The following is a 20,174-nucleotide window of genomic DNA, read 5'->3' as shown; positions in this document are numbered from 1 at the left end:
TAATCGCTGCGTAGTGTCAAAAAATTGCGGGTTGTCGGAGAGAAGGTCATGAGCCAGGGTATTGAGTTCAATCGGTTGATGTTGGATATGCGCTCCATGCAAATGGATGCCATGGCTCAGCCGAAATCCGTCGCGCCAGCGCCGGAATTGGGCCAAAGCAGTTTCGCCGATATGCTCGGCAAGGCAATCAATAAAGTCAGCGATACCCAGCAAGCCTCCAACCAGTTGGCCACCGCGTTCGAGATCGGCAAGAGCGGCGTGGACCTCACCGATGTGATGGTCGCCTCGCAAAAGGCCAGCGTTTCGTTCCAGGCGTTGACCCAGGTCCGTAACAAGCTGGTGCAAGCCTATCAAGACATCATGCAGATGCCGGTTTAAGGACGAGATTTAAGTCATGGCAGAAGCAGTCGTGGACAACGTACCCGCCAAGGCAGACGGCAAACCGCCGCTGTTTGGCCTGTCGTTCCTGGAAAACCTCTCCGAGATGACCATGTTGCGTCAGGTGGGCCTGATGGTCGGCCTAGCAGCCAGCGTGGCGATTGGTTTTGCCGTGGTGTTGTGGTCGCAGCAACCTGATTACCGTCCGCTGTATGGCAGCCTGGCCGGCATGGATTCCAAGCAGATCATGGAAACCCTGGCCGCCGCCGACATCGCCTACACCGTCGAGCCCAACTCCGGCGCCTTGCTGGTCAAGTCCGATGACGTGGCCCGTGCGCGCATGAAGCTGGCCGCCGCCGGCGTGACCCCGTCCGACAGCAATATCGGTTTTGAAATCCTCGACAAGGACCAGGGCCTGGGGACCAGCCAGTTCATGGAGGCCACCCGCTACCGTCGTGGCCTGGAAGGCGAGCTGGCGCGTACCATCTCCAGCCTGAATAACGTCAAGGGTGCCCGCGTGCACCTGGCGATCCCGAAGAGCTCGGTGTTCGTGCGTGACGAACGCAAGCCCAGTGCCTCGGTGTTGGTCGAGCTGTTCTCCGGCCGCTCCCTGGAGCCTGGCCAGGTGCTGGCGATCATCAACCTGGTGGCCACCAGCGTTCCCGAATTGAGCAAGTCGCAGATCACCGTGGTGGACCAGAAGGGCAACCTGCTGTCCGACATGGCGGAAAACTCCGCGCTGACCCAGGCCGGCAAGCAGTTTGACTACAGCCGCCGCATGGAGAGCATGCTCACCCAGCGCGTGCACAATATTCTGCAGCCGGTGCTGGGCAACGACCGCTACAAGGCTGAAGTGTCGGCCGATGTGGACTTCAGTGCCGTCGAGTCGACCTCCGAGCAGTTCAACCCGGACCAGCCGGCCCTGCGCAGCGAGCAGTCCACCAGCGAACAACGCACCGCCAGCAATGGCCCGCAAGGTGTGCCGGGGGCCCTGAGCAACCAACCGCCGTCGCCGGCCTCGGCGCCGCAAACCACGGGCGGCGCTGCGGCGACCGCGGGCGCCATCGCTCCAGGCCAGCCACTGCTGGACGCCAATGGCCAACAGATCATGGACCCGGCCACCGGCCAGCCAATGCTCGCGCCTTACCCGGCGGACAAGCGTAACCAGTCCACCAAGAACTTCGAACTCGACCGCTCCATCAGCCACACCAAGCAACAGCAGGGCCGGATCAATCGCCTGTCGGTGTCGGTGGTCGTGGATGACCAGGTCAAGGTCAACGCCGCTGACGGTGCTGTGACTCGCGCGCCGTGGAGCGCCGACGAATTGGCGCGCTTCACTCGCCTGGTGCAGGACGCTGTCGGTTTCGACGCCAGCCGGGGTGACAGCGTCAGCGTGATCAACATGCCGTTCTCTGCCGAGCGCGGCGAAGTCATCGCCGACCCGGCGTTCTACACCCAGCCGTGGTTCTGGGACATCGTCAAGCAAGTGTTGGGTGTGCTGTTCATCCTGGTGCTGGTGTTCGGTGTGCTGCGTCCGGTGCTCAACAACATCACCGGCCATGGCAAGAAACAACTGGCCGCCTTCGGTGGCAGCGACGTCGAGTTGGGTGGCATGGGCGGCTTGGACGGTGAACTGGCCAACGACCGTGTCAGCCTCGGCGGCCCGCAAAGCATCCTGTTGCCTAGCCCGAGCGAAGGCTATGACGCTCAGTTGAACGCAATCAAGAGTCTGGTGGCAGAAGACCCGGGCCGTGTGGCCCAGGTCGTGAAAGAGTGGATTAACGCAGATGAGTGATAATCGAGCCGCCGTTGCCAAGCTCACCAAGGTCGACAAAGCCGCAGTCCTGCTGCTGTCCCTGGGTGAAACCGACGCCGCCCAAGTGTTGCGTCACATGGGGCCCAAAGAGGTTCAGCGCGTGGGCGTGGCCATGGCGCAGATGCGCAATGTGCACCGTGAGCAAGTCGAACAGGTGATGAGCGAGTTTGTCGAGATCGTCGGCGACCAGACCAGCCTGGGCGTCGGCTCCGACAGCTACATCCGCAAGATGCTCACCTCGGCCCTGGGCGAAGACAAGGCCAACGGCCTGATCGACCGCATCCTGCTGGGCGGCAACACCAGCGGCCTCGACAGCCTCAAGTGGATGGAACCGCGCGCCGTGGCTGACGTGATCCGCTACGAGCACCCGCAGATCCAGGCGATCGTGGTGGCGTACCTCGACCCGGACCAGGCCGGTGAAGTGCTTGGCCATTTTGACCACAAGGTCCGGCTGGACATCATCCTGCGCGTGTCGTCGTTGAATACCGTGCAGCCAGCGGCGCTGAAAGAACTCAACACGATTCTCGAGAAGCAGTTCTCGGGCAACTCCAATGCCTCGCGCACTACCCTGGGTGGTATCAAGCGCGCGGCCGACATCATGAACTTCCTCGATAGCTCGGTCGAAGGCCAGTTGATGGACTCGATCCGCGAGATCGACGACACCCTGTCCGGCCAGATCGAAGACCTCATGTTTGTGTTCAACAACCTCTCCGATGTCGACGACCGTGGCATCCAGGCGTTGCTGCGTGAAGTCTCCTCCGACGTGCTGGTGCTGGCCCTCAAGGGCTCGGACGAAGGCGTCAAGGAGAAGATTTTCAAGAACATGTCCAAGCGCGCCTCCGAACTGTTGCGCGACGACCTGGAAGCCAAGGGCCCGGTGCGCGTCAGCGACGTGGAAACCGCCCAGAAGGAAATCCTCACGATTGCCCGCCGTATGGCCGAAGCCGGAGAAATTGTTCTCGGCGGGAAGGGCGGCGAAGAAATGATCTAAGGCGCCCCACATGTCGAGCAAAGATGAGACGCCCAGCGATCTGATTCGCGCGCGGGACGTGGGCGGGTTCGACATCTGGTCGTTGCCCAGCTTCGACCCGCACGTGCCGGAACCCGAGCCTGAACCGGTCGAGGAACTGCCGGCGGAAATGGAAGAAGTGCCGCTGGAGGAAGTCCAGCCGCTGACCCTGGAAGAGTTGGAAAGCATCCGCCAGGAAGCCTACAACGAAGGCTTTGCCGCCGGCGAAAAAGACGGCTTTCGCAGCACCACCCTCAAGGTGCGCCAGGAAGCCGAGGCCGCGTTGAGCGTCAAGTTGACCAGCCTGGAACGCCTGATGGGCAGCCTGTTCGACCCCATCGCCGAGCAGGATTCGCAGATCGAAAAAGCCATGGTCGGCCTGGTGCAGCACATCGCCCGCCAGGTGATCCAGCGCGAGCTGGCGCTGGACTCCAGCCAGATCGAGGGTGTGATGCGCGAAGCCCTCAAGCTGCTGCCCCTGGGCGTCGGCAATGTGCGGCTGTACATCAACCCGCAGGATTTCGAGCAGGTCAAAGCCCTGCGCGAGCGCCACGAAGAAACCTGGCGCATCGTCGAAGATGCGGCGTTGCTGCCCGGTGGTTGCCGTGTCGAGACCGAGCACAGCCGCATCGATGCCACGGTGGAAACCCGCATCAGCCAGATCATGGCCAAGCTCTTCGATCAACTCCACGAACAAGCCCTGCACCCGGCCGAGCCTGACCTGAGTGTTGAGCTGGACGCCTCCGATGCGCCTTGATCGCACCAGCTTCGCCAAGCGCCTCGGCGGTTATGCCGAGGCCACCGAGTTGCCCGGCCAACCGATCCTTGAAGGGCGCCTGTTGCGCATGGTCGGCCTGACCCTCGAAGCCGAGGGCCTGCGGGCCGCCATGGGTAGCCGCTGCCTGGTGATCAACGACGACAGCTACCACCCGGTGCAGGTCGAAGCTGAAGTGATGGGCTTCTCCGGCAACAAGATTTTCCTCATGCCCGTCGGCAGCCTGGCGGGCATTGCCCCCGGCGCCCGCGTGGTGCCGCTGGCCGATACCGGTCGCCTGCCCATGGGCATGAGCATGCTCGGCCGCGTGCTCGACGGTGCCGGTCGCGCGCTGGACGGCAAGGGCGGCATGAAAGCCGAGGACTGGGTGCCGATGGATGGCCCCACCATCAACCCGCTCAACCGCAACCCCATCAGCCAGCCGCTTGACGTGGGCATTCGCAGCATCAACGGTTTATTGACGGTCGGTCGCGGCCAGCGCCTGGGTCTGTTCGCCGGTACCGGCGTGGGTAAATCGGTGTTGCTCGGCATGATGACCCGCTTTACCGAGGCCGACATCATCGTGGTGGGGTTGATCGGCGAGCGGGGCCGGGAAGTGAAGGAGTTCATCGAGCACAGCCTCGGTGAAGAGGGCCTCAAGCGCTCAGTGGTGGTCGCCTCGCCTGCGGACGATGCGCCGCTGATGCGTTTGCGCGCCGCCATGTACTGCACGCGCATCGCCGAGTATTTTCGCGACAAGGGCAAGAATGTCCTGTTGCTGATGGATTCGCTGACACGTTTCGCCCAGGCCCAGCGGGAAATCGCCCTGGCCATCGGCGAGCCGCCGGCCACCAAGGGGTATCCGCCGTCGGTGTTCGCCAAGCTGCCCAAGCTGGTGGAGCGCGCCGGTAACGCCGAAGCGGGCGGGGGCTCAATCACCGCGTTCTACACCGTATTGTCCGAAGGCGATGACCAGCAGGACCCGATTGCCGACTCGGCGCGGGGCGTGCTTGACGGCCACATCGTGCTGTCGCGGCGCCTGGCGGAAGAGGGGCACTACCCGGCCATCGATATCGAAGCGTCGATCAGCCGGGTGATGCCGTCGGTGGTCACGCCGGAGCATATGGCGCGCGCCCAGCAGTTCAAGCAACTGTGGTCGCGCTATCAACAGAGCCGTGATTTGATCAGCGTCGGCGCCTACGTGGCCGGCGGCGATCGTGAGACCGACCTGGCGATCGCCCTGCAGCCGCAGTTGGTGACCTACCTGCGCCAGGGCCTCAACGACAACATCAGCATGGGCGAAAGCGAAGCGCACCTGCAATCCATCTTCGCCCCCGCGCCAGGCGGCTAAGCCATGGCCAGTAGTCGCTCGTCACGTCTGGCCCCGGTGGTGGAGATGGCTGAAAAAGCCGAGAAAACCGCCGTGCAGCGCCTGGGTTACTTCCAGGGCCAGGTGCGCCTGGCGGAAAGCAAACTGGGCGACTTGGAGCGCTTTCGCGGCGAGTACCAGCAGCAGTGGATCGAGCGCGGCACCAAGGGCGTGTCCGGGCAGTGGCTGATGGGCTACCAGGGCTTTCTCAACCAGCTTGAAACCGCCGTCGGCCAGCAGCGCCAGAGCCTGGCCTGGCACCAGAACAACCTCGACAAGGCCCGCGAGAGCTGGCAAGCGGCCTATGCCCGGGTAGAAGGGTTGCGCAAGCTGGTGCAGCGCTATATCGATGAAGCGCGGGCCATTGAAGACAAGCGCGAGCAGAAGCTGCTCGATGAGTTGTCCCAGCGTCTTCCCCGCCAATCACCATTCTGACGGTCGCCATCGGGCGCAAGCCCCCTCCTACATTTGATTGGCAATGTTGCCCACATCCGGTTCACCTGCTACACCTTGTGTCTATGCCAATGACAAGGAAGCAGTCGTATGTCAGTCATGTCAGAAGTATCCCTGGATGGGAAGAAGTTGACGATCGCTATCAAGGGCCGGTTCGATTTCGGCAGCCATCAGGTGTTTCGTGACGCCTATGAGCGTTTCTACAAGGTGCCTGAGCTGTATGTGGTCGACCTGAAAGACACCACCTACATGGACAGCTCGGCACTGGGCATGCTCCTGCTGCTCAGGGACCATGCCGGCGGCGACGACGCGGAAGTCCAGGTGATCAACATCAACTCCGATGTGCGCAAGATCCTCGCCATTTCCAATTTCGACAAACTGTTCGATATCAGTTGAGCGTCCTGGCCCCCGTCCTCGAGGCGCTGACTATCCTGATCGCCGAGGACAGCGCCGCCGACCTGCTGCTGCTGTCGACCATCATTCGGCGCCAGGGCCATCAAGTCCTCACGGCCAGCAATGGTGAGGAAGCGGTCGCGGTGTTTAACCGCGACCGCCCGCAGTTGGTGTTGATGGATGCACTGATGCCGGTGATGGATGGCTTTGAAGCGGCGCGCCGGATCAAGCAGCTGGCCGGCGAAGCACTGGTGCCCATCATCTTCCTCACTTCCCTGCGCCAGAGCGAAGCCCTGGCCCAGTGCCTGGATGCGGGCGGCGACGACTTCCTGCCCAAGCCTTACAACCCGTTGATCCTGTCGGCCAAGATCAACGCCATGGACCGCCTGCGCCGCCTGCAAGCCACGGTGTTGCAGCAGCGCGACTTGATCGCCAGGCACCACGAGTACCTGTTGCACGAGCAGCGGGTGGCCAAGGCGGTGTTCGATAAAGTCGCCCATTCCGGCTGCATCAATGCCGCCCCGAATATTCGCTACCTGCAATCGCCTTACGCGCTGTTCAACGGTGACCTGCTGCTGGCGGCGTATACGCCGTCGGGTGATATGCATGTGCTGCTCGGCGACTTTACCGGCCATGGCTTGCCGGCGGCGGTGGGCGCCATGCCGTTGGCCGAGGTGTTTTATGGCATGACCGCCAAGGGCTACGGCCTGGCGCAGATCCTGCGCGAGATGAACGCCAAGCTCAAACGCATCCTGCCGGTGGACATGTTCTGCTGCGCCACCCTGTTGTGCCTGAGCACGCAGCGGCGGGCGGTGGAGGTGTGGAACGGCGGCATGCCCGAAGGCTATGTGCACGACATCGCCACTGGGCGGCGCACGCCACTGCTGTCCCGGCATTTGCCGCTGGGGGTGCTGTCAGCGCAGGCGTTTGATGATCGCACTGAAGTCTGGCCCATGGCCCTGGGCGACCGCGTGTTTCTGTTGTCGGATGGCGTGCTGGATACCGCCGATGCCAATGAACAGTTGTTCGGTGTCGAGCGATTGCAGCAGGTGTTCGCGTCCAATCGCGAGCCCGAGCGGCTGTTCGAAGACATCGAGCAGGCGTTGGCGGCGTTTCGCGGAGAGGCGCGGGACGACGTCAGCCTGGTGGAAATTACCCTGCAAGCGGATCCGCCGTTGCGTGCGACGGGGCTGTTATATGCCGACAGCGGCCAATCGTGCCCGCTGGACTGGTCGGTGAGTTTTGAATTTCGCGCCGAGACCCTCAAGCGCTACAACCCCTTGCCCTATCTGCTGCAACTGTTGCTGGAGATCCACGGCCTGCGGGAGCGGAGCGGGGCGCTTTACACGGTGATGGCCGAGCTGTATTCCAACGCCCTGGAGCACGGCGTGCTGGGCCTGGACTCGCGGCTCAAGCGCGATGCCCATGGGTTTGCGCAGTATTATCGCCAGCGCAATGAGCGCTTGGCGCACCTCAACAGCGGCTACGTGCGTGTGCACGTGCAAGTTTCGCCCACCGCCGCGGGGGGCAAGATGACCCTGCGCGTCGAAGACAGTGGCCCTGGGTTCGATGTGGAGCAGGTGCTGGCGCGGCCGCTGGATTTCGACCGTCTGTCTGGCCGTGGCCTGAGTCTGGTGCGCCAGTTGAGCAGCGCGATAGGCTGGTCCGATGGCGGGCGCAGTGTCTGCGTGGAGTTTTCCTGGGAGGCTCTGGCATAATCCGCCGATTCTTGATCAAGGAGCGAACAAGTGGTTGAGGTTCATCTGGACCCAGACGTGTTGTCGGGTTTGCAGGAAATCATGGAAGGCGACTATCCCAAGCTGCTCGATACCTTTCTTGACGATTCGCAAAAGCGCGTCGAAGCTTTGCGCAAGGCCCGCGATGATGCCAAGGCATTGGGGCGCATTGCCCACAGCTTCAAGGGCAGCAGCGGCAACCTGGGGGCGGTACGCTTGGCGCAGTTGTGCCAGCGGCTGGAGGCCGAGTCCGTCGAGGCCGCGGCGGACCTGGGGGCCTTGGTCGACCAGATCGATCATGAGTTTGCGCTGGTCAAGCCGCTGTATGAGTCGGAGCGCCAGCGTTTTCAGATGTGATGAGCGTTGTTGCCCTGGGTGAGGGGAACGATCAAGGCGTCCTTTGCAAACCTGGCCCGACTCTTGCTGTATGTCTTTTACTGCATCTCCGATCCCCATGCAGTGGAGACCTTTACCTATGCCAGTCGCCCCTAATTCGCTCCTACAGGCTGCCCCTGCGGCCAAGGCTCAAGCGCCCGCCGCCAATCCACCGGCAGTGGCTGCGGACCCACGGGACAAGGGCCCTGGCTTCGCTCAAGTGTTCGCCAGCCAGGCGTCGAAACCGACGGTCAAGGCCGACGATAACGCGCCAAAATCCACGCGGGACAAGCCTTCCGACAACAGCGCCAAACCGGTCGCGAACAACGATAAGCCTGCCGCCAACAACGACAAACCTGCCGCCAGCACGCCAGCGGTTGCCGATAGCGGCAATTCCTTGCCTGCCAGCGTACCGGCCAAGTCCAGTGACAGCGCGAGCAGTGACGGCGACAAGCCCACTGATCCGACACTGGCGCAGCAGCCTCCAGTCGACCCGGTGGTCGACCCGGCCTTGATTGCCACGGTCACCCCGGTTGTGGTGCCGGTACCGGTACTGGCGCCGGTGGAAACGCCGGCGCCGGCGCCTGTTGCCGCTGCCAAGGATGACAAGGCCCAGCCCGTGGTCGCCGCACCCGTCGCCGCCACCGATCAGCCCCAGCCACCGGCTTTCGACCCCGAAGCCGACCCCCTCGACGCCATGCCGGCCGTGCGCCTGGCGATGGAGCAGGGCGGTCATGTGTCGGCCAGCAGCCAGACACCGGCGAAAACCGCACCGACTACGACTCAGGATCAACCGACCGCTGCACAGAGCTTTGCCGCTGGCATGGCCAATATGGTCGACCAGCAAGCCACCAAGGACAGCACCGACCAGGGGGGCGACAAAGCCTTCAGCGGGCTCATCGAAGGCGGCCTCAAGGACCTGAAGAACGCCAGCAGCGATACGCGTGTCGATGATTTTGCCAACCGCCTGGCCGCACTGACCCAGGCCGCCACGCCGAAAACCGCCAACGCCTTGCCGCCGGTGGCCAACGCACCGTTGGCCATGCATCAGAGCGGCTGGACAGAAGAAGTGGTCAACCGCGTGATGTACCTGTCCAGCGCCAACCTCAAGTCGGCGGAAATCCAGTTGCAGCCGGCTGAGCTGGGGCGCCTGGATATCAAGGTCAACATGACGGCGGACCAGCAGGCCCAGGTGACGTTCATGAGTGGTCACGCCGTGGTGCGTGAGGCGCTGGAAAGCCAGTCCGGCCGTCTGCGGGAGATGTTTGCCCAGCAGGGCATGGGCCAGGTGGACGTCAACGTGTCCGACCAGTCCCGTGGCTGGCAGGGCCAGGGCCAGGAACAACAGCAGCAGAACCAGGCGCGCGGCGTGAGCGGCAGCGGCGGCCGGGGTGACGGCGGTGACTTGACGGATCACGCCGAGGTGGCCGCGGCCGTCGCGCCGGTGACCCAGACCGTGGTCGGCTCCAGCGCCGTCGATTACTACGCCTGATGTAAGTCTGGCATAGGACAAAATGTGGGAGGGGGCTTACCCCCGATGAGGGTGTGTCAGTTCATCCATCAGTTGACTGATACACCGCTATCGGGGGCAAGCCCCCTCCCACACTTGATTTGTGGTGTTCCCTCGTCTGCGTCCAGCCAGACAACTCTGGCATAACACTTGCTCTTGCCTTTCCGAAGATCTATGAATCCCCGAATAGTGACGGATTATTGGCATGGCGAAGAGCGACGACGCAGCAACAGCACCCGCAGGCAAGGGTAAGGGCAAGCTCAAGCTTATCCTGGTGATTGTCCTGGGCCTGCTCCTGGCCATTGGCGCCTCTGTGGGCGGCACCTGGTACATCATGCACAGCAGTGCAAGCAAACCGGCACCCGCCGCCGAAACCGCCAGTAACGTCAAGCAACCGGCAATCTTCGAGCCGATGCTTCCGGCCTTTGTCGCCAACTTCAACCAGAACGGCCGTCAACGCTACCTGCAGGTGAGCATCACCTTGCTGGCGCGCAACCAGGCCGACCTGGATGCCCTCAAGGTGCACATGCCCGTGATCCGCAACAACCTGGTCATGCTGTTCTCCGGGCAGAGCTTCGACGCTCTGGCCACCCCGGTGGGCCAGGAAATGCTGCGCCAGAAGGTCACCGCCAGCGTGCAGGAAGTGGCCCAGAAGGAGCTCGGCAAAGTGGTGATCGAGCAGGCGCTCTTTACTAATTTCGTATTGCAGTAGGATCACGACATGGCCGTGCAAGACCTGCTGTCCCAGGATGAAATCGATGCGCTGTTGCATGGCGTGGACGATGGTCTGGTACAGACCGAAACGGCTGCCGAGCCCGGCAGCGTCAAAAGTTATGACCTGACCAGCCAGGATCGCATCGTCCGTGGACGCATGCCGACCCTGGAGATGATCAACGAACGTTTTGCCCGCTACACACGGATCAGCATGTTCAACATGCTGCGCCGCTCGGCGGACGTGGCGGTAGGTGGCGTGCAGGTGATGAAGTTCGGTGAATACGTGCATTCGCTGTACGTGCCCACCAGCCTCAACCTGGTCAAGATCAAGCCGTTGCGCGGCACCGCGCTGTTCATCCTCGACGCCAAGCTGGTGTTCAAGCTGGTGGACAACTTCTTCGGCGGCGACGGCCGTCACGCCAAGATCGAAGGCCGTGAATTCACCCCGACCGAACTGCGGGTGGTGCGCATGGTGCTGGAGCAAGCCTTCATCGACTTGAAGGAAGCCTGGCAGGCGATCATGGAAGTCAATTTCGAGTACATCAACTCGGAAGTGAACCCAGCCATGGCCAACATCGTCGGCCCCAGCGAAGCCATTGTGGTTTCCACCTTCCACATCGAACTCGATGGCGGCGGCGGCGACCTGCACGTGACCATGCCGTACTCGATGATCGAGCCGGTGCGCGAAATGCTCGACGCCGGTTTCCAGTCCGACCTGGACGACCAGGACGAACGCTGGGTCAAGGCCCTGCGCGAAGACCTGCTCGACGTCGACGTTCCCCTGAGCGCCACCGTGGCCCGTCGCCAGTTGCGCTTGCGCGATATTTTGCACATGCAGCCAGGCGATGTGATTCCAGTGGAATTGCCGGAAGAAATGATCATGCGCGCCAATGGCGTGCCGTCGTTCAAGGTCAAGCTCGGTTCCCACAAGGGCAACCTGGCGCTGCAAGTGGTCGAGGCGATCAACCGTCGCTGAGCCACCCCGATTGATGCACCCCCATTTATGAATGTTTGCTCCGCCGAGGACATGTAATGGCTACCGAACACGAAAGCACTTCCGCCGAAGACCAGGCCCTGGCCGACGAATGGGCCGCGGCCCTGGAAGAAACCGGTGATGTCGGCCAGGACGATATCGACGCATTGCTGGCCGCTGACGCCGCCACCGCGCCGGCCGGCAAGCGCCTGCCGATGGAAGAGTTCGGCAGCGTGCCGAAGAACAACGAGCCGGTGACCCTCGATGGCCCGAACCTGGATGTGATTCTCGATATCCCGGTGTCGATCTCCATGGAAGTGGGCAGCACCGACATCAACATCCGCAACCTGCTGCAACTCAACCAGGGCTCGGTGATCGAGCTGGACCGCCTGGCGGGTGAGCCGCTGGACGTGCTGGTCAACGGCACCCTGATCGCCCATGGCGAAGTGGTGGTGGTCAACGAAAAGTTCGGCATCCGCTTGACCGACGTGATCAGCCCGAGCGAACGCATCAAGAAGTTGCGCTGATATGAAACGGCTGATGGTGGGACTGTTAGTCGCGCTGCCATTGGCGGCCTGGGCCGCCGAGCCGGTGGCCCAGGCCGCCGTTGCGCCGGTGGGCGGTGGCGTCGGCGGGCAACTGACCCAGCTGGTGCTGGGCCTGTTGCTGGTGGTCGGCTTGATCTTCGTGCTGGCCTGGCTGATGCGCCGTGTGCAGAACATCGGCCCGGGCAATGCCCAGGTCATCGAGATGATCGGCTCGCGCGCCCTCGGCCCACGTGATCGGCTGGTGCTGGTGCAGGTGGGCGAGGAGCAGATTCTGCTGGGTATAACCCCCGGCCGCATCACCCCGCTGCATGTGCTCAAGACCCCGGTGAACGTGGACGCGTCCCAGCCCGCCACGCCAGAATTCGCCCAGCGCCTGATGGAGTTGCTGGGCAAGGATCAGAAGGATAAGAAGTAATGCGCGTTTTATTGACGCTCATGCTGTGGCTGGTCGCGCCACTGGCGTTGGCCGCCGACCCGTTGTCGATCCCGGCGATCACCCTGGGTACCAACGCGGCCGGAGCCCAGGAGTATTCGGTCAGCCTGCAGATCCTGCTGATCATGACCGCGCTGAGCTTTATCCCGGCGTTTGTCATGCTGATGACCAGCTTTACGCGGATCATCATCGTCTTCTCGATCCTGCGCCAGGCCCTGGGCCTGCAGCAGACCCCTTCGAACCAGATCCTCACCGGCATGGCGTTGTTCCTCACGCTGTTCATCATGGCCCCGGTGTTCGACAAGGTGAACCAGCAAGCCCTGCAGCCCTACCTGGCGGAGAAAATGACCGCCCAGGACGCGATCGACAAGGCTCAGGGCCCGATCAAGGACTTCATGTTGTCGCAGACCCGCTCCAGCGACCTGGAGTTGTTCATGCGACTGTCCAAGCGGACCGACATCGCCACCCCGGACCAGGCGCCGCTGACCATCCTGGTGCCGGCGTTCGTCACCTCTGAACTGAAGACTGCGTTCCAGATCGGCTTCATGATCTTTATCCCGTTCCTGATCATCGACCTGGTGGTGGCGAGCGTGCTGATGGCCATGGGTATGATGATGCTGTCGCCGCTGATTATTTCGTTGCCGTTCAAGATCATGCTGTTTGTGCTGGTGGACGGCTGGGCGCTGATTATCGGCACGTTGGCCAGCAGTTTCGGCGGAGTGTAGCGACATGACTCCAGAAGTAGCGGTCGACCTGTTCCGTGAAGCGCTGTGGCTGACCACCATGATGGTGGCGGTGCTGGTCGTGCCGAGCCTGTTGGTTGGCCTGCTGGTGGCGATGTTCCAGGCCGCGACCCAGATCAACGAACAAACCTTGAGCTTCCTGCCGCGTCTGCTGGTGATGCTGATCACGCTGATCGTCGCCGGCCCGTGGCTGGTGCAAACCTTCATGGAATACATCCTGCAGCTGTATGGCAGTATTCCGCAGTTGATCGGCTGAGCCCATGCAATCGCTGCTGGCCTTGACCGATACCCAGATCAGTACCTGGGTGGCGTCCTTTATCCTGCCGCTGTTTCGCGTCACGGCGGTGCTGATGAGCATGCCGGTGTTCGGGACTACCCTGGTGCCACGCCGCATCCGCCTGTACTTCGCCGTGGCGATTACCGTGGTGCTGGTACCCGGCCTGCCGCCGATGCCGCCGGTCAATGCGTTGGACCTCAGTGCGCTGATGCTGATTGCGGAACAGATCCTGATCGGCTCGCTGCTTGGCTTCTCCCTGCAACTGTTCTTCCAGGCGTTCGTGATTGCCGGGCAAATCATCTCGATCCAGATGGGCATGGGCTTCGCCTCCATGGTCGACCCCACCAACGGCGTGTCGGCGGCGGTGATCGGACAGTTCCTGACCATGCTGGTGACCTTGCTGTTCCTGGCCATGAACGGCCACCTGGTGGTGTTCGAGGTGCTGACCGAAAGCTTCACCACCTTGCCGGTGGGCTCGGGGTTGGTGGTCAATCATTTCTGGGAACTGGTGGGGCGCCTGAGTTGGGTGTTGGGCGCATCGCTGCTGCTGGTGTTGCCGGCCATCACCGCGCTGCTGGTGGTCAACATCGCGTTCGGCGTGATGACCCGCGCGGCGCCGCAACTGAACATCTTTTCGATTGGTTTCCCGTTGACCCTGGTGCTGGGCATGGGGATTTTCTGGGTCGGCATGGCTGACATTCTCAATCAGTATCAACCGCTGGCGACCGACGCCCTGCAGTTCTTACGTGATCTGGCACGGGCGCGCTGAGCCATGGCCGAGAGCGAGAGTGGCCAGGACAAAACAGAAGACCCCACGGAGAAGCGCAAAAAGGACTCCAGGGAGAAGGGCGAGATTGCCCGTTCCAAGGAGCTCAACACCGTTGCGACCATGATGGCCGGGTCCGGCGCCTTGCTGATCTATGGCGGTGGCCTGGCGCTGGACCTGATGGAGCTGATGAAACTCAACTTCACCTTGCCCCGTGAAGTACTCCTTAGCCCCGGCGCCATGGGGCAATACCTGCTGCATTCAGGGAAGATCGCGATCCTGGCGGTGCAACCGATCCTGATCACGTTGCTGCTGGCTGCGCTGATCGGTCCGGTCGCCCTGGGCGGCTGGCTGTTCGCCGCGAGCAGCATGGCGCCCAAGTTCAGCCGGATGAACCCGGCAGCCGGGCTCAAGCGCATGTTTTCCAGCAAGGCCCTGGTGGAACTGCTCAAGGCCCTGGCCAAGTTCATCCTGATCCTGTTCGTGGCGCTGGTGGTATTGTCCTCCGACATCGACGACCTGCTGCGCATTGCTCATGAACCGCTGGAGTCCGCGATCATTCACAGCGTGCAAGTGGTGGGCTGGAGCGCGCTGTGGATGGCCGCAGGGTTGATCCTGATCGCCGCGGTGGATGCGCCGATCCAGTTGTGGGAAAGCCACAAGAAACTGCTGATGACCAAGCAGGAAGTGCGCGACGAGCACAAGGACCAGGAGGGCCGTCCTGAGGTCAAGCAACGTATTCGCCAGCTGCAACGCGAAATGTCCCAGCGCAAGATGATGGCCGCGGTGCCCGACGCCGACGTGGTCATCACCAACCCGACCCACTACGCCGTCGCGCTCAAGTACGACCCGGAGAAAGGCGGCGCGCCGATGCTGCTGGCCAAGGGCAGCGACTTTACCGCGCTGAAAATCCGCGAAATCGCCGTGGCCAACGACATCCTGCTGCTGGAGTCGCCGGAGCTGGCGCGGTCGATCTTCTACTCCACCGACCTCGACCAGGAAATCCCCGCCGGGTTGTACCTGGCCGTTGCGCAGGTGTTGGCGTATGTCTACCAGATCCGCCAATACCGCGCAGGCAAGGGCAAGCGCCCTGATCCGCTCAAGGACCTGCCGATCCCGCCAGACCTGCGCCGGGATTCTTGATCACATTCTCTGTGGCAAGCCGGCCTATTGTGGCAAGCAGGCTGACCGTGGCAAGCAGGTTGACTGTGGCGAGCGGGCTTGCCCCGCGTCGGGCTGCGAAGCAGCCCCGGCAGGAACACTGCAGTCCTTCAGGCACAACTCAGTGTCTGTTTTTGGGGCCGCTTCGCAGCCCGACGCGGGGCAAGCCCGCTCGCCACAAATGTGCTCTCCTTCCCCTATGACCGCTCATCGCAAACACCCCTCAACCTGTCAACTTTGACAGTAGCCACCATCGCCTTATCGCGTTTCTATTGCCTCAGGCACTGCGCAACAAGATGCAGGATGTGAAGTGATGAAGCCATTTACAGGCAGAGTCAAAGCTTATAACCAGAAGACCGGCAAGGGCTCTATTGCGCCGGATGAAGGCGGGGACGACGTGTCAGTAGATCGGCGCGGCTCGGGTGGACACAGGCTTTCGAAGGGGCAGAAAGTCTCGTTCCTGATGATCCATCGACCGGATGGCATCTATGCCTATGACGTAAAACTGATCTGACGACACCTGTGCAGGTCCTTAATTGAAGTGTTCGGAGAACGGCTATGGCTACGGGTACTGTGAAGTGGTTCAACGCAGAGAAGGGGTTTGGCTTCATCACTCCCGACGACGGCAGTCCGGATCTTTTTGTCCACTACTCGACGATTCAGTCTGCGGGTTACAAAAGCCTTGAGGAGAATCAAAAGGTCGAGTTCGAGGTCACTCAAGGCCAAAAGGGCCCGCAGGCTGCCAACGTACGTGTCCTATGAGCTTGATGATCGTTCCTGCAGGGTGCTGCAGGAACGATCAGCCATCAGGCCATCAAGTGCTCGCTGTCCTCCAGCACTCTGTCAGCCAGCAGCTTTGCCAGCCCGATCAACTGCGCAACGCCCAGCGCACCTTCGCGTTTTGCCCCGCCCAATTCAATGACCCCGGCGTATCCCAGGTGGCAACGGATGGATGCACCTCCGATAGGTGGGAGGGGGCTTGCCCCCGATAGCGGCGCATCAGTCACCTGTTCTTGGCCTGACACACTGCAATCGGGGGCAAGTCGAATCGTCGCACCGCCCCTCCCACATTTGAACGGTGTATATCCGGTAGAACTCGGGCGCCTGTAGCGATCCATACCCTCAAAAGCAAAGTTGGAAGGCTTCTTGCAATACCGCCTTCAAGTCGCCAACTGGCGTCAAAAGTTTGCTTTAAGGGATACGGGGAATACCGGTGGTAGATCGCTCTCAAATGCTCAGCACGGCCCGTGGCACCCTGACTGATTTGTCACGGGGCAACCTGGGTGTGCCGTTGTTGTTGCTGGTGATGCTGGCAATGATGATGTTGCCGATGCCGCCGTTCCTGCTCGATGTGTTCTTCACCTTCAACATCGCTTTGTCCGTCGTCGTCCTGTTGGTCTGCGTGTATGCCCTGCGGCCGCTGGATTTCGCGGTGTTCCCGACGATCCTGCTGATTGCGACCCTGCTGCGGCTGGCGCTGAACGTGGCCTCCACGCGGGTGGTGATGCTCCACGGCCAGGACGGCCATGCTGCCGCAGGCAAGGTGATCCAGGCCTTCGGTGAGGTGGTGATCGGCGGTAACTACGTGGTCGGTATCGTGGTGTTCGCGATCCTGATGATCATCAACTTCGTGGTGGTGACCAAGGGTGCCGGGCGGATTTCCGAGGTGAGCGCGCGCTTTACCCTCGACGCCATGCCCGGCAAGCAAATGGCCATTGACGCCGACCTCAACGCTGGCCTGATCGATCAGAACCAGGCCAAGTCGCGCCGCCTGGAAGTGGCCCAGGAAGCCGAGTTCTATGGCTCCATGGACGGCGCCAGTAAGTTTGTACGCGGTGACGCCATCGCGGGCCTGTTGATTCTGTTCATCAACCTGATCGGCGGCATGGCGGTCGGGATCTTCCAGCACGGCATGACCTTCGGCGATGCCGGCAAGGTGTATGCCTTGCTGACCATCGGTGACGGTTTAGTGGCGCAATTGCCATCACTGTTGTTATCTACAGCTGCGGCGATCATGGTGACCCGTGCGTCGGGCTCCGAAGACATGGGCAAGCAGATCAGCCGGCAGATGTTTGCCTCGCCCAAGGCGCTGGCCGTGGCGGCGGGCATCATGGCGATCATGGGGCTCGTGCCCGGCATGCCCCATGTGTCGTTCCTCAGCATGGCGGCCATGGCGGCGGGTGGCGCCTACCTGTTCTGGAAAAAACAGAACACGATCAAGGTGAAGGCCCAGCAAGAGATCGCGCGCCAGCAGGAACTGCTGCCATCCCCGGCCCGTGCCCAGGAAACCAAGGAATTGGGCTGGGACGACGTGACCCCGATCGACATGATCGGCCTGGAAGTCGGCTACCGCCTGATTCCGCTGGTCGACCGCAACCAGGGTGGGCAATTGCTCGCGCGGATCAAGGGGGTGCGCAAGAAGCTGTCCCAGGACCTGGGCTTCCTGATGCCCACCGTACACATCCGCGACAACCTCGACCTGGCCCCCAGCGCCTACCGCCTGACCCTGATGGGCGTGATCCTCGCGGAAGCCGAGATCTACCCCGACCGCGAACTGGCGATCAACCCCGGCCAGGTGTTCGGCACGCTCAACGGCATTACCGCCAAAGATCCGGCTTTTGGCCTGGAAGCGGTGTGGATCGAAATCAGCCAACGCAGCCAGGCGCAGTCGCTGGGTTACACCGTGGTGGACGCCAGCACCGTGGTCGCCACCCACCTCAACCAGATTCTGTACAAGCACTCACACGAGCTGATCGGCCACGAAGAAGTCCAGCAATTGATGGGGTTGCTCAGCAAAGCCTCGCCAAAACTGGCCGAAGAGCTGGTGCCGGGCGTGCTGTCGCTGTCGCAGCTGCTCAAAGTGCTGCAGGCGTTGCTCGCCGAACAGGTGCCGGTACGCGATATTCGCAGCATCGCCGAGGCTATCGCCAACAATGCCGCCAAGAGTCAAGATACTGCCGCGCTGGTGGCTGCGGTACGTGTCGGATTGTCCCGCGCAATCGTGCAAAGCATTGTGGGGCTTGACTCCGAGCTGCCTGTGATCACCTTGGAACCAAGGTTGGAACAAATATTGCTCAATAGTATTCAGAAGGCCGGACTTGGCCAGGAAGAGGGTGTCCTGCTGGAGCCGAGCATGGCTGAAAAGCTGCAGCGTTCGTTGATCGACGCGGCGCAGCGCCAGGAAATGCAGGGCCAGCCGGTGATTCTGTTGGTAGCAGGCCCGGTCCGAGCGATGTTGTCGCGGTTTGGACGCCTGGCAGTACCGAATTTGCACGTATTGGCTTACCAGGAAATTCCTGACAATAAGCAAGTGACCATCGTCGCGACAGTTGGGCCCAACGGCTGAGGTAGTGGGTTATGCAAGTAAAGCGTTTTTTCGCCGCCGATATGCGTCAGGCCATGAAACTGGTCCGTGATGAGCTGGGCGCCGACGCTGCGATTATCGGTAACCGCCGTATTGCTGGCGGTGTCGAGCTGACGGCTGCCCTGGACTACACCCCTTCGGCGCTGGCCCCGCGCGTGCCGAACATGGAACTCGAAGACGAGCTGCGCAAGACCGCCTCGCGCATTGTGTCGGCCCAGGCTGAACTGAGCATGCGGGGTGACAGCGATGCCACCACCAATCGCCAGTTGTTCGCCGGCTTGCCGCTGACCGCTGCCGAGCCGCTGGTCGAACCTACGTTCAAAGAACCGCCACGTCCTGCAGCGCCCGCGCCGGCTGCCGCAGTCGACCAGCGCGTGTTCGATTCGATGCGCTTTGAACTCAACGGCCTGCGTGAATTGCTGGAAGTGCAGTTGGGCTCGCTGGCCTGGACCCAGTTGCAAGGCAGCAAACCGCACCAGGCTAACCTCTGGCGTCGCCTGCAACGCATCGGCCTGTCTGGCCCGTTGTCCCGCGACCTGTTGGCGCTGACCACCGAAATCGAAGAGCCTCGCCAGGCCTGGCGCATGTTGCTGGCCCACCTGGCGCGGATGATCGCCACTCCGGAAATCGAACCCCTGGAAGAGGGCGGTGTGATCGCCATGGTCGGCCCTGCCGGCATGGGCAAGACCACCACCCTGGCCAAGCTGGCGGCCCGTTATGTGCTCAAATACGGCGCTTCGAATATCGCGCTGGTGAGCATGGACAGCTACCGTATCGGCGCCCAGGAGCAACTCAAGACCCTGGGCCGCATCCTCAATGTGTCGGTGACCCACGTCGACCCGGGCCAGTCGCTGGCCAACGCGCTCGACCCGTTGCTGCGCAAACGCGTGGTGCTGATCGACACCGCGGGGCTGCAAGCCAGCGACCCGGCCTTGCGCCTGCAACTGGAAAGCCTGGCCGGGCGTGGCATCAAGTCTAAAAATTACCTGGTGCTTGCAACCACCAGCCAAAAACAAGTTCTTACCGCTGCGTACCATAGCTACAAGCGCTGCGGGCTGGCCGGCTGCATCCTGACTAAGCTTGATGAAACGGCGAGCCTGGGCGAGGTGTTGAGCCTGGCCATCAGTCATGAACTACCGGTCGCCTACCTGACCGACGGGCCGCGGATCCCGGATGACCTGCATCTGCCGCGCCGTCATCAGTTGGTCAGCCGTGCCGTCAGCGTGCAAATGCAAGAAGAGCCTAGCGAGGAAGCGATGGCCGACATGTTCGCTGACCTCTACCACAACCCGGCAAAACGGGTGGGTTGAGTCAGTATGAACACCGTGAAATGTATCTACATCGATGGTCTGCAAGCGATTCACGCGGCCAAGCCATGTAGCCTGCGTCTAAGCAAGACAAG

Annotated in this window: 22 protein-coding genes; all 22 read left to right on the top strand. The window is 62.0% G+C overall.

The genetic code is table 11. The features are described from left to right. Positions 1–48: 48 nt before the first annotated feature. The 22 genes from fliE to flhF all read left to right on the top strand — a co-directional run bounded on the left by fliE (position 49) and on the right by flhF (position 20,082). Positions 49–378 carry a flagellar hook-basal body complex protein FliE gene (gene fliE / locus A7317_RS20820; protein ID WP_024076715.1) on the top strand — a complete coding sequence of 110 codons (330 nt, stop codon included), beginning with the start codon at positions 49–51 and terminating at the stop codon, positions 376–378. Between the two features lie 16 nt (positions 379–394). Next, the gene (gene fliF, locus A7317_RS20815; protein ID WP_024076714.1) at positions 395–2,173 is read left to right on the top strand and encodes a flagellar basal-body MS-ring/collar protein FliF; all 1,779 of its coding nucleotides are present in this window, start codon (positions 395–397) and stop codon (positions 2,171–2,173) included. After that, entirely contained in the window at positions 2,166–3,185 is a 1,020-nt protein-coding gene (gene fliG / locus A7317_RS20810) for a flagellar motor switch protein FliG (protein ID WP_010563975.1), read from the top strand. The genes fliF and fliG overlap by 8 nt, the downstream gene beginning before the upstream one ends. A 10-nt stretch (positions 3,186–3,195) precedes the next feature. Then, positions 3,196–3,960, top strand: a complete 765-nt coding sequence (gene fliH / locus A7317_RS20805) for a flagellar assembly protein FliH (protein WP_024076713.1) — start codon at positions 3,196–3,198, stop codon at positions 3,958–3,960. Next, complete coding sequence (gene fliI / locus A7317_RS20800) at positions 3,950–5,308, top strand: flagellar protein export ATPase FliI (protein ID WP_024076712.1); 1,359 nt, start codon at positions 3,950–3,952, stop codon at positions 5,306–5,308. Before fliH ends, fliI begins: the two co-directional genes overlap by 11 nt. 3 nt (positions 5,309–5,311) lie before the next feature. Continuing rightward, complete coding sequence (gene fliJ, locus A7317_RS20795) at positions 5,312–5,761, top strand: flagellar export protein FliJ (RefSeq protein WP_024076711.1); 450 nt, start codon at positions 5,312–5,314, stop codon at positions 5,759–5,761. 108 nt (positions 5,762–5,869) lie between these two features. After that, a complete protein-coding gene (locus A7317_RS20790; RefSeq protein ID WP_024076710.1) occupies positions 5,870–6,175 on the top strand; it encodes an STAS domain-containing protein in 306 nt (101 codons plus the stop codon). Then, complete coding sequence (locus A7317_RS20785) at positions 6,172–7,890, top strand: ATP-binding SpoIIE family protein phosphatase (RefSeq protein WP_069076745.1); 1,719 nt, start codon at positions 6,172–6,174, stop codon at positions 7,888–7,890. The genes A7317_RS20790 and A7317_RS20785 overlap by 4 nt, the downstream gene beginning before the upstream one ends. Before the next feature lie 30 nt (positions 7,891–7,920). After that, entirely contained in the window at positions 7,921–8,265 is a 345-nt protein-coding gene (locus A7317_RS20780) for an Hpt domain-containing protein (protein WP_024076708.1), read from the top strand. A 118-nt stretch (positions 8,266–8,383) separates the two neighbouring features. Continuing rightward, on the top strand, positions 8,384–9,775 hold the full coding sequence (locus A7317_RS20775; RefSeq protein ID WP_069076744.1) for a flagellar hook-length control protein FliK: 1,392 nt from the start codon (positions 8,384–8,386) through the stop codon (positions 9,773–9,775). 223 nt (positions 9,776–9,998) lie between these two features. Beyond that, complete coding sequence (fliL, locus tag A7317_RS20770) at positions 9,999–10,505, top strand: flagellar basal body-associated protein FliL (RefSeq protein WP_024076706.1); 507 nt, start codon at positions 9,999–10,001, stop codon at positions 10,503–10,505. A gap of 9 nt (positions 10,506–10,514) precedes the next feature. After that, positions 10,515–11,483, top strand: a complete 969-nt coding sequence (fliM, locus tag A7317_RS20765) for a flagellar motor switch protein FliM (protein WP_024076705.1) — start codon at positions 10,515–10,517, stop codon at positions 11,481–11,483. 56 nt (positions 11,484–11,539) lie between these two features. Further along, complete coding sequence (fliN, locus tag A7317_RS20760; protein WP_024076704.1) at positions 11,540–12,007, top strand: flagellar motor switch protein FliN; 468 nt, start codon at positions 11,540–11,542, stop codon at positions 12,005–12,007. Between the two features lies 1 nt (position 12,008). Continuing rightward, a complete protein-coding gene (gene fliO, locus A7317_RS20755) occupies positions 12,009–12,443 on the top strand; it encodes a flagellar biosynthetic protein FliO (protein ID WP_024076703.1) in 435 nt (144 codons plus the stop codon). Continuing rightward, positions 12,443–13,186, top strand: coding sequence for a flagellar type III secretion system pore protein FliP (fliP, locus tag A7317_RS20750; protein WP_024076702.1), 744 nt, complete (start codon positions 12,443–12,445; stop codon positions 13,184–13,186). The genes fliO and fliP overlap by 1 nt, the downstream gene beginning before the upstream one ends. Before the next feature lie 4 nt (positions 13,187–13,190). Further along, the gene (fliQ, locus tag A7317_RS20745) at positions 13,191–13,460 is read left to right on the top strand and encodes a flagellar biosynthesis protein FliQ (protein ID WP_003214552.1); all 270 of its coding nucleotides are present in this window, start codon (positions 13,191–13,193) and stop codon (positions 13,458–13,460) included. 4 nt (positions 13,461–13,464) lie between these two features. Continuing rightward, the gene (gene fliR / locus A7317_RS20740) at positions 13,465–14,250 is read left to right on the top strand and encodes a flagellar biosynthetic protein FliR (protein WP_024076701.1); all 786 of its coding nucleotides are present in this window, start codon (positions 13,465–13,467) and stop codon (positions 14,248–14,250) included. Between the two features lie 3 nt (positions 14,251–14,253). After that, on the top strand, positions 14,254–15,390 hold the full coding sequence (gene flhB / locus A7317_RS20735; RefSeq protein WP_024076700.1) for a flagellar biosynthesis protein FlhB: 1,137 nt from the start codon (positions 14,254–14,256) through the stop codon (positions 15,388–15,390). 331 nt (positions 15,391–15,721) lie between these two features. Then, on the top strand, positions 15,722–15,922 hold the full coding sequence (locus A7317_RS20730) for a cold-shock protein (RefSeq protein ID WP_024076699.1): 201 nt from the start codon (positions 15,722–15,724) through the stop codon (positions 15,920–15,922). A gap of 44 nt (positions 15,923–15,966) precedes the next feature. Continuing rightward, the gene (cspE, locus tag A7317_RS20725; protein ID WP_024076698.1) at positions 15,967–16,170 is read left to right on the top strand and encodes a cold-shock protein; all 204 of its coding nucleotides are present in this window, start codon (positions 15,967–15,969) and stop codon (positions 16,168–16,170) included. Between the two features lie 469 nt (positions 16,171–16,639). Then, positions 16,640–18,754: a flagellar biosynthesis protein FlhA gene (flhA, locus tag A7317_RS20715; protein ID WP_041160990.1), complete on the top strand. Its 2,115-nt coding sequence runs from the start codon at positions 16,640–16,642 to the stop codon at positions 18,752–18,754. 11 nt (positions 18,755–18,765) lie between these two features. Continuing rightward, entirely contained in the window at positions 18,766–20,082 is a 1,317-nt protein-coding gene (gene flhF, locus A7317_RS20710) for a flagellar biosynthesis protein FlhF (protein ID WP_024076695.1), read from the top strand. Positions 20,083–20,174 lie beyond the last annotated feature (92 nt).

The sequence above is a fragment of the Pseudomonas fluorescens genome, assembly GCF_001708445.1.
GTDB lineage: Bacteria > Pseudomonadota > Gammaproteobacteria > Pseudomonadales > Pseudomonadaceae > Aquipseudomonas > Aquipseudomonas gorinensis.
The sequence above is the reverse complement of the archived record's forward strand: the minus strand, read 5'-3'. Positions and strand labels throughout refer to the sequence as shown.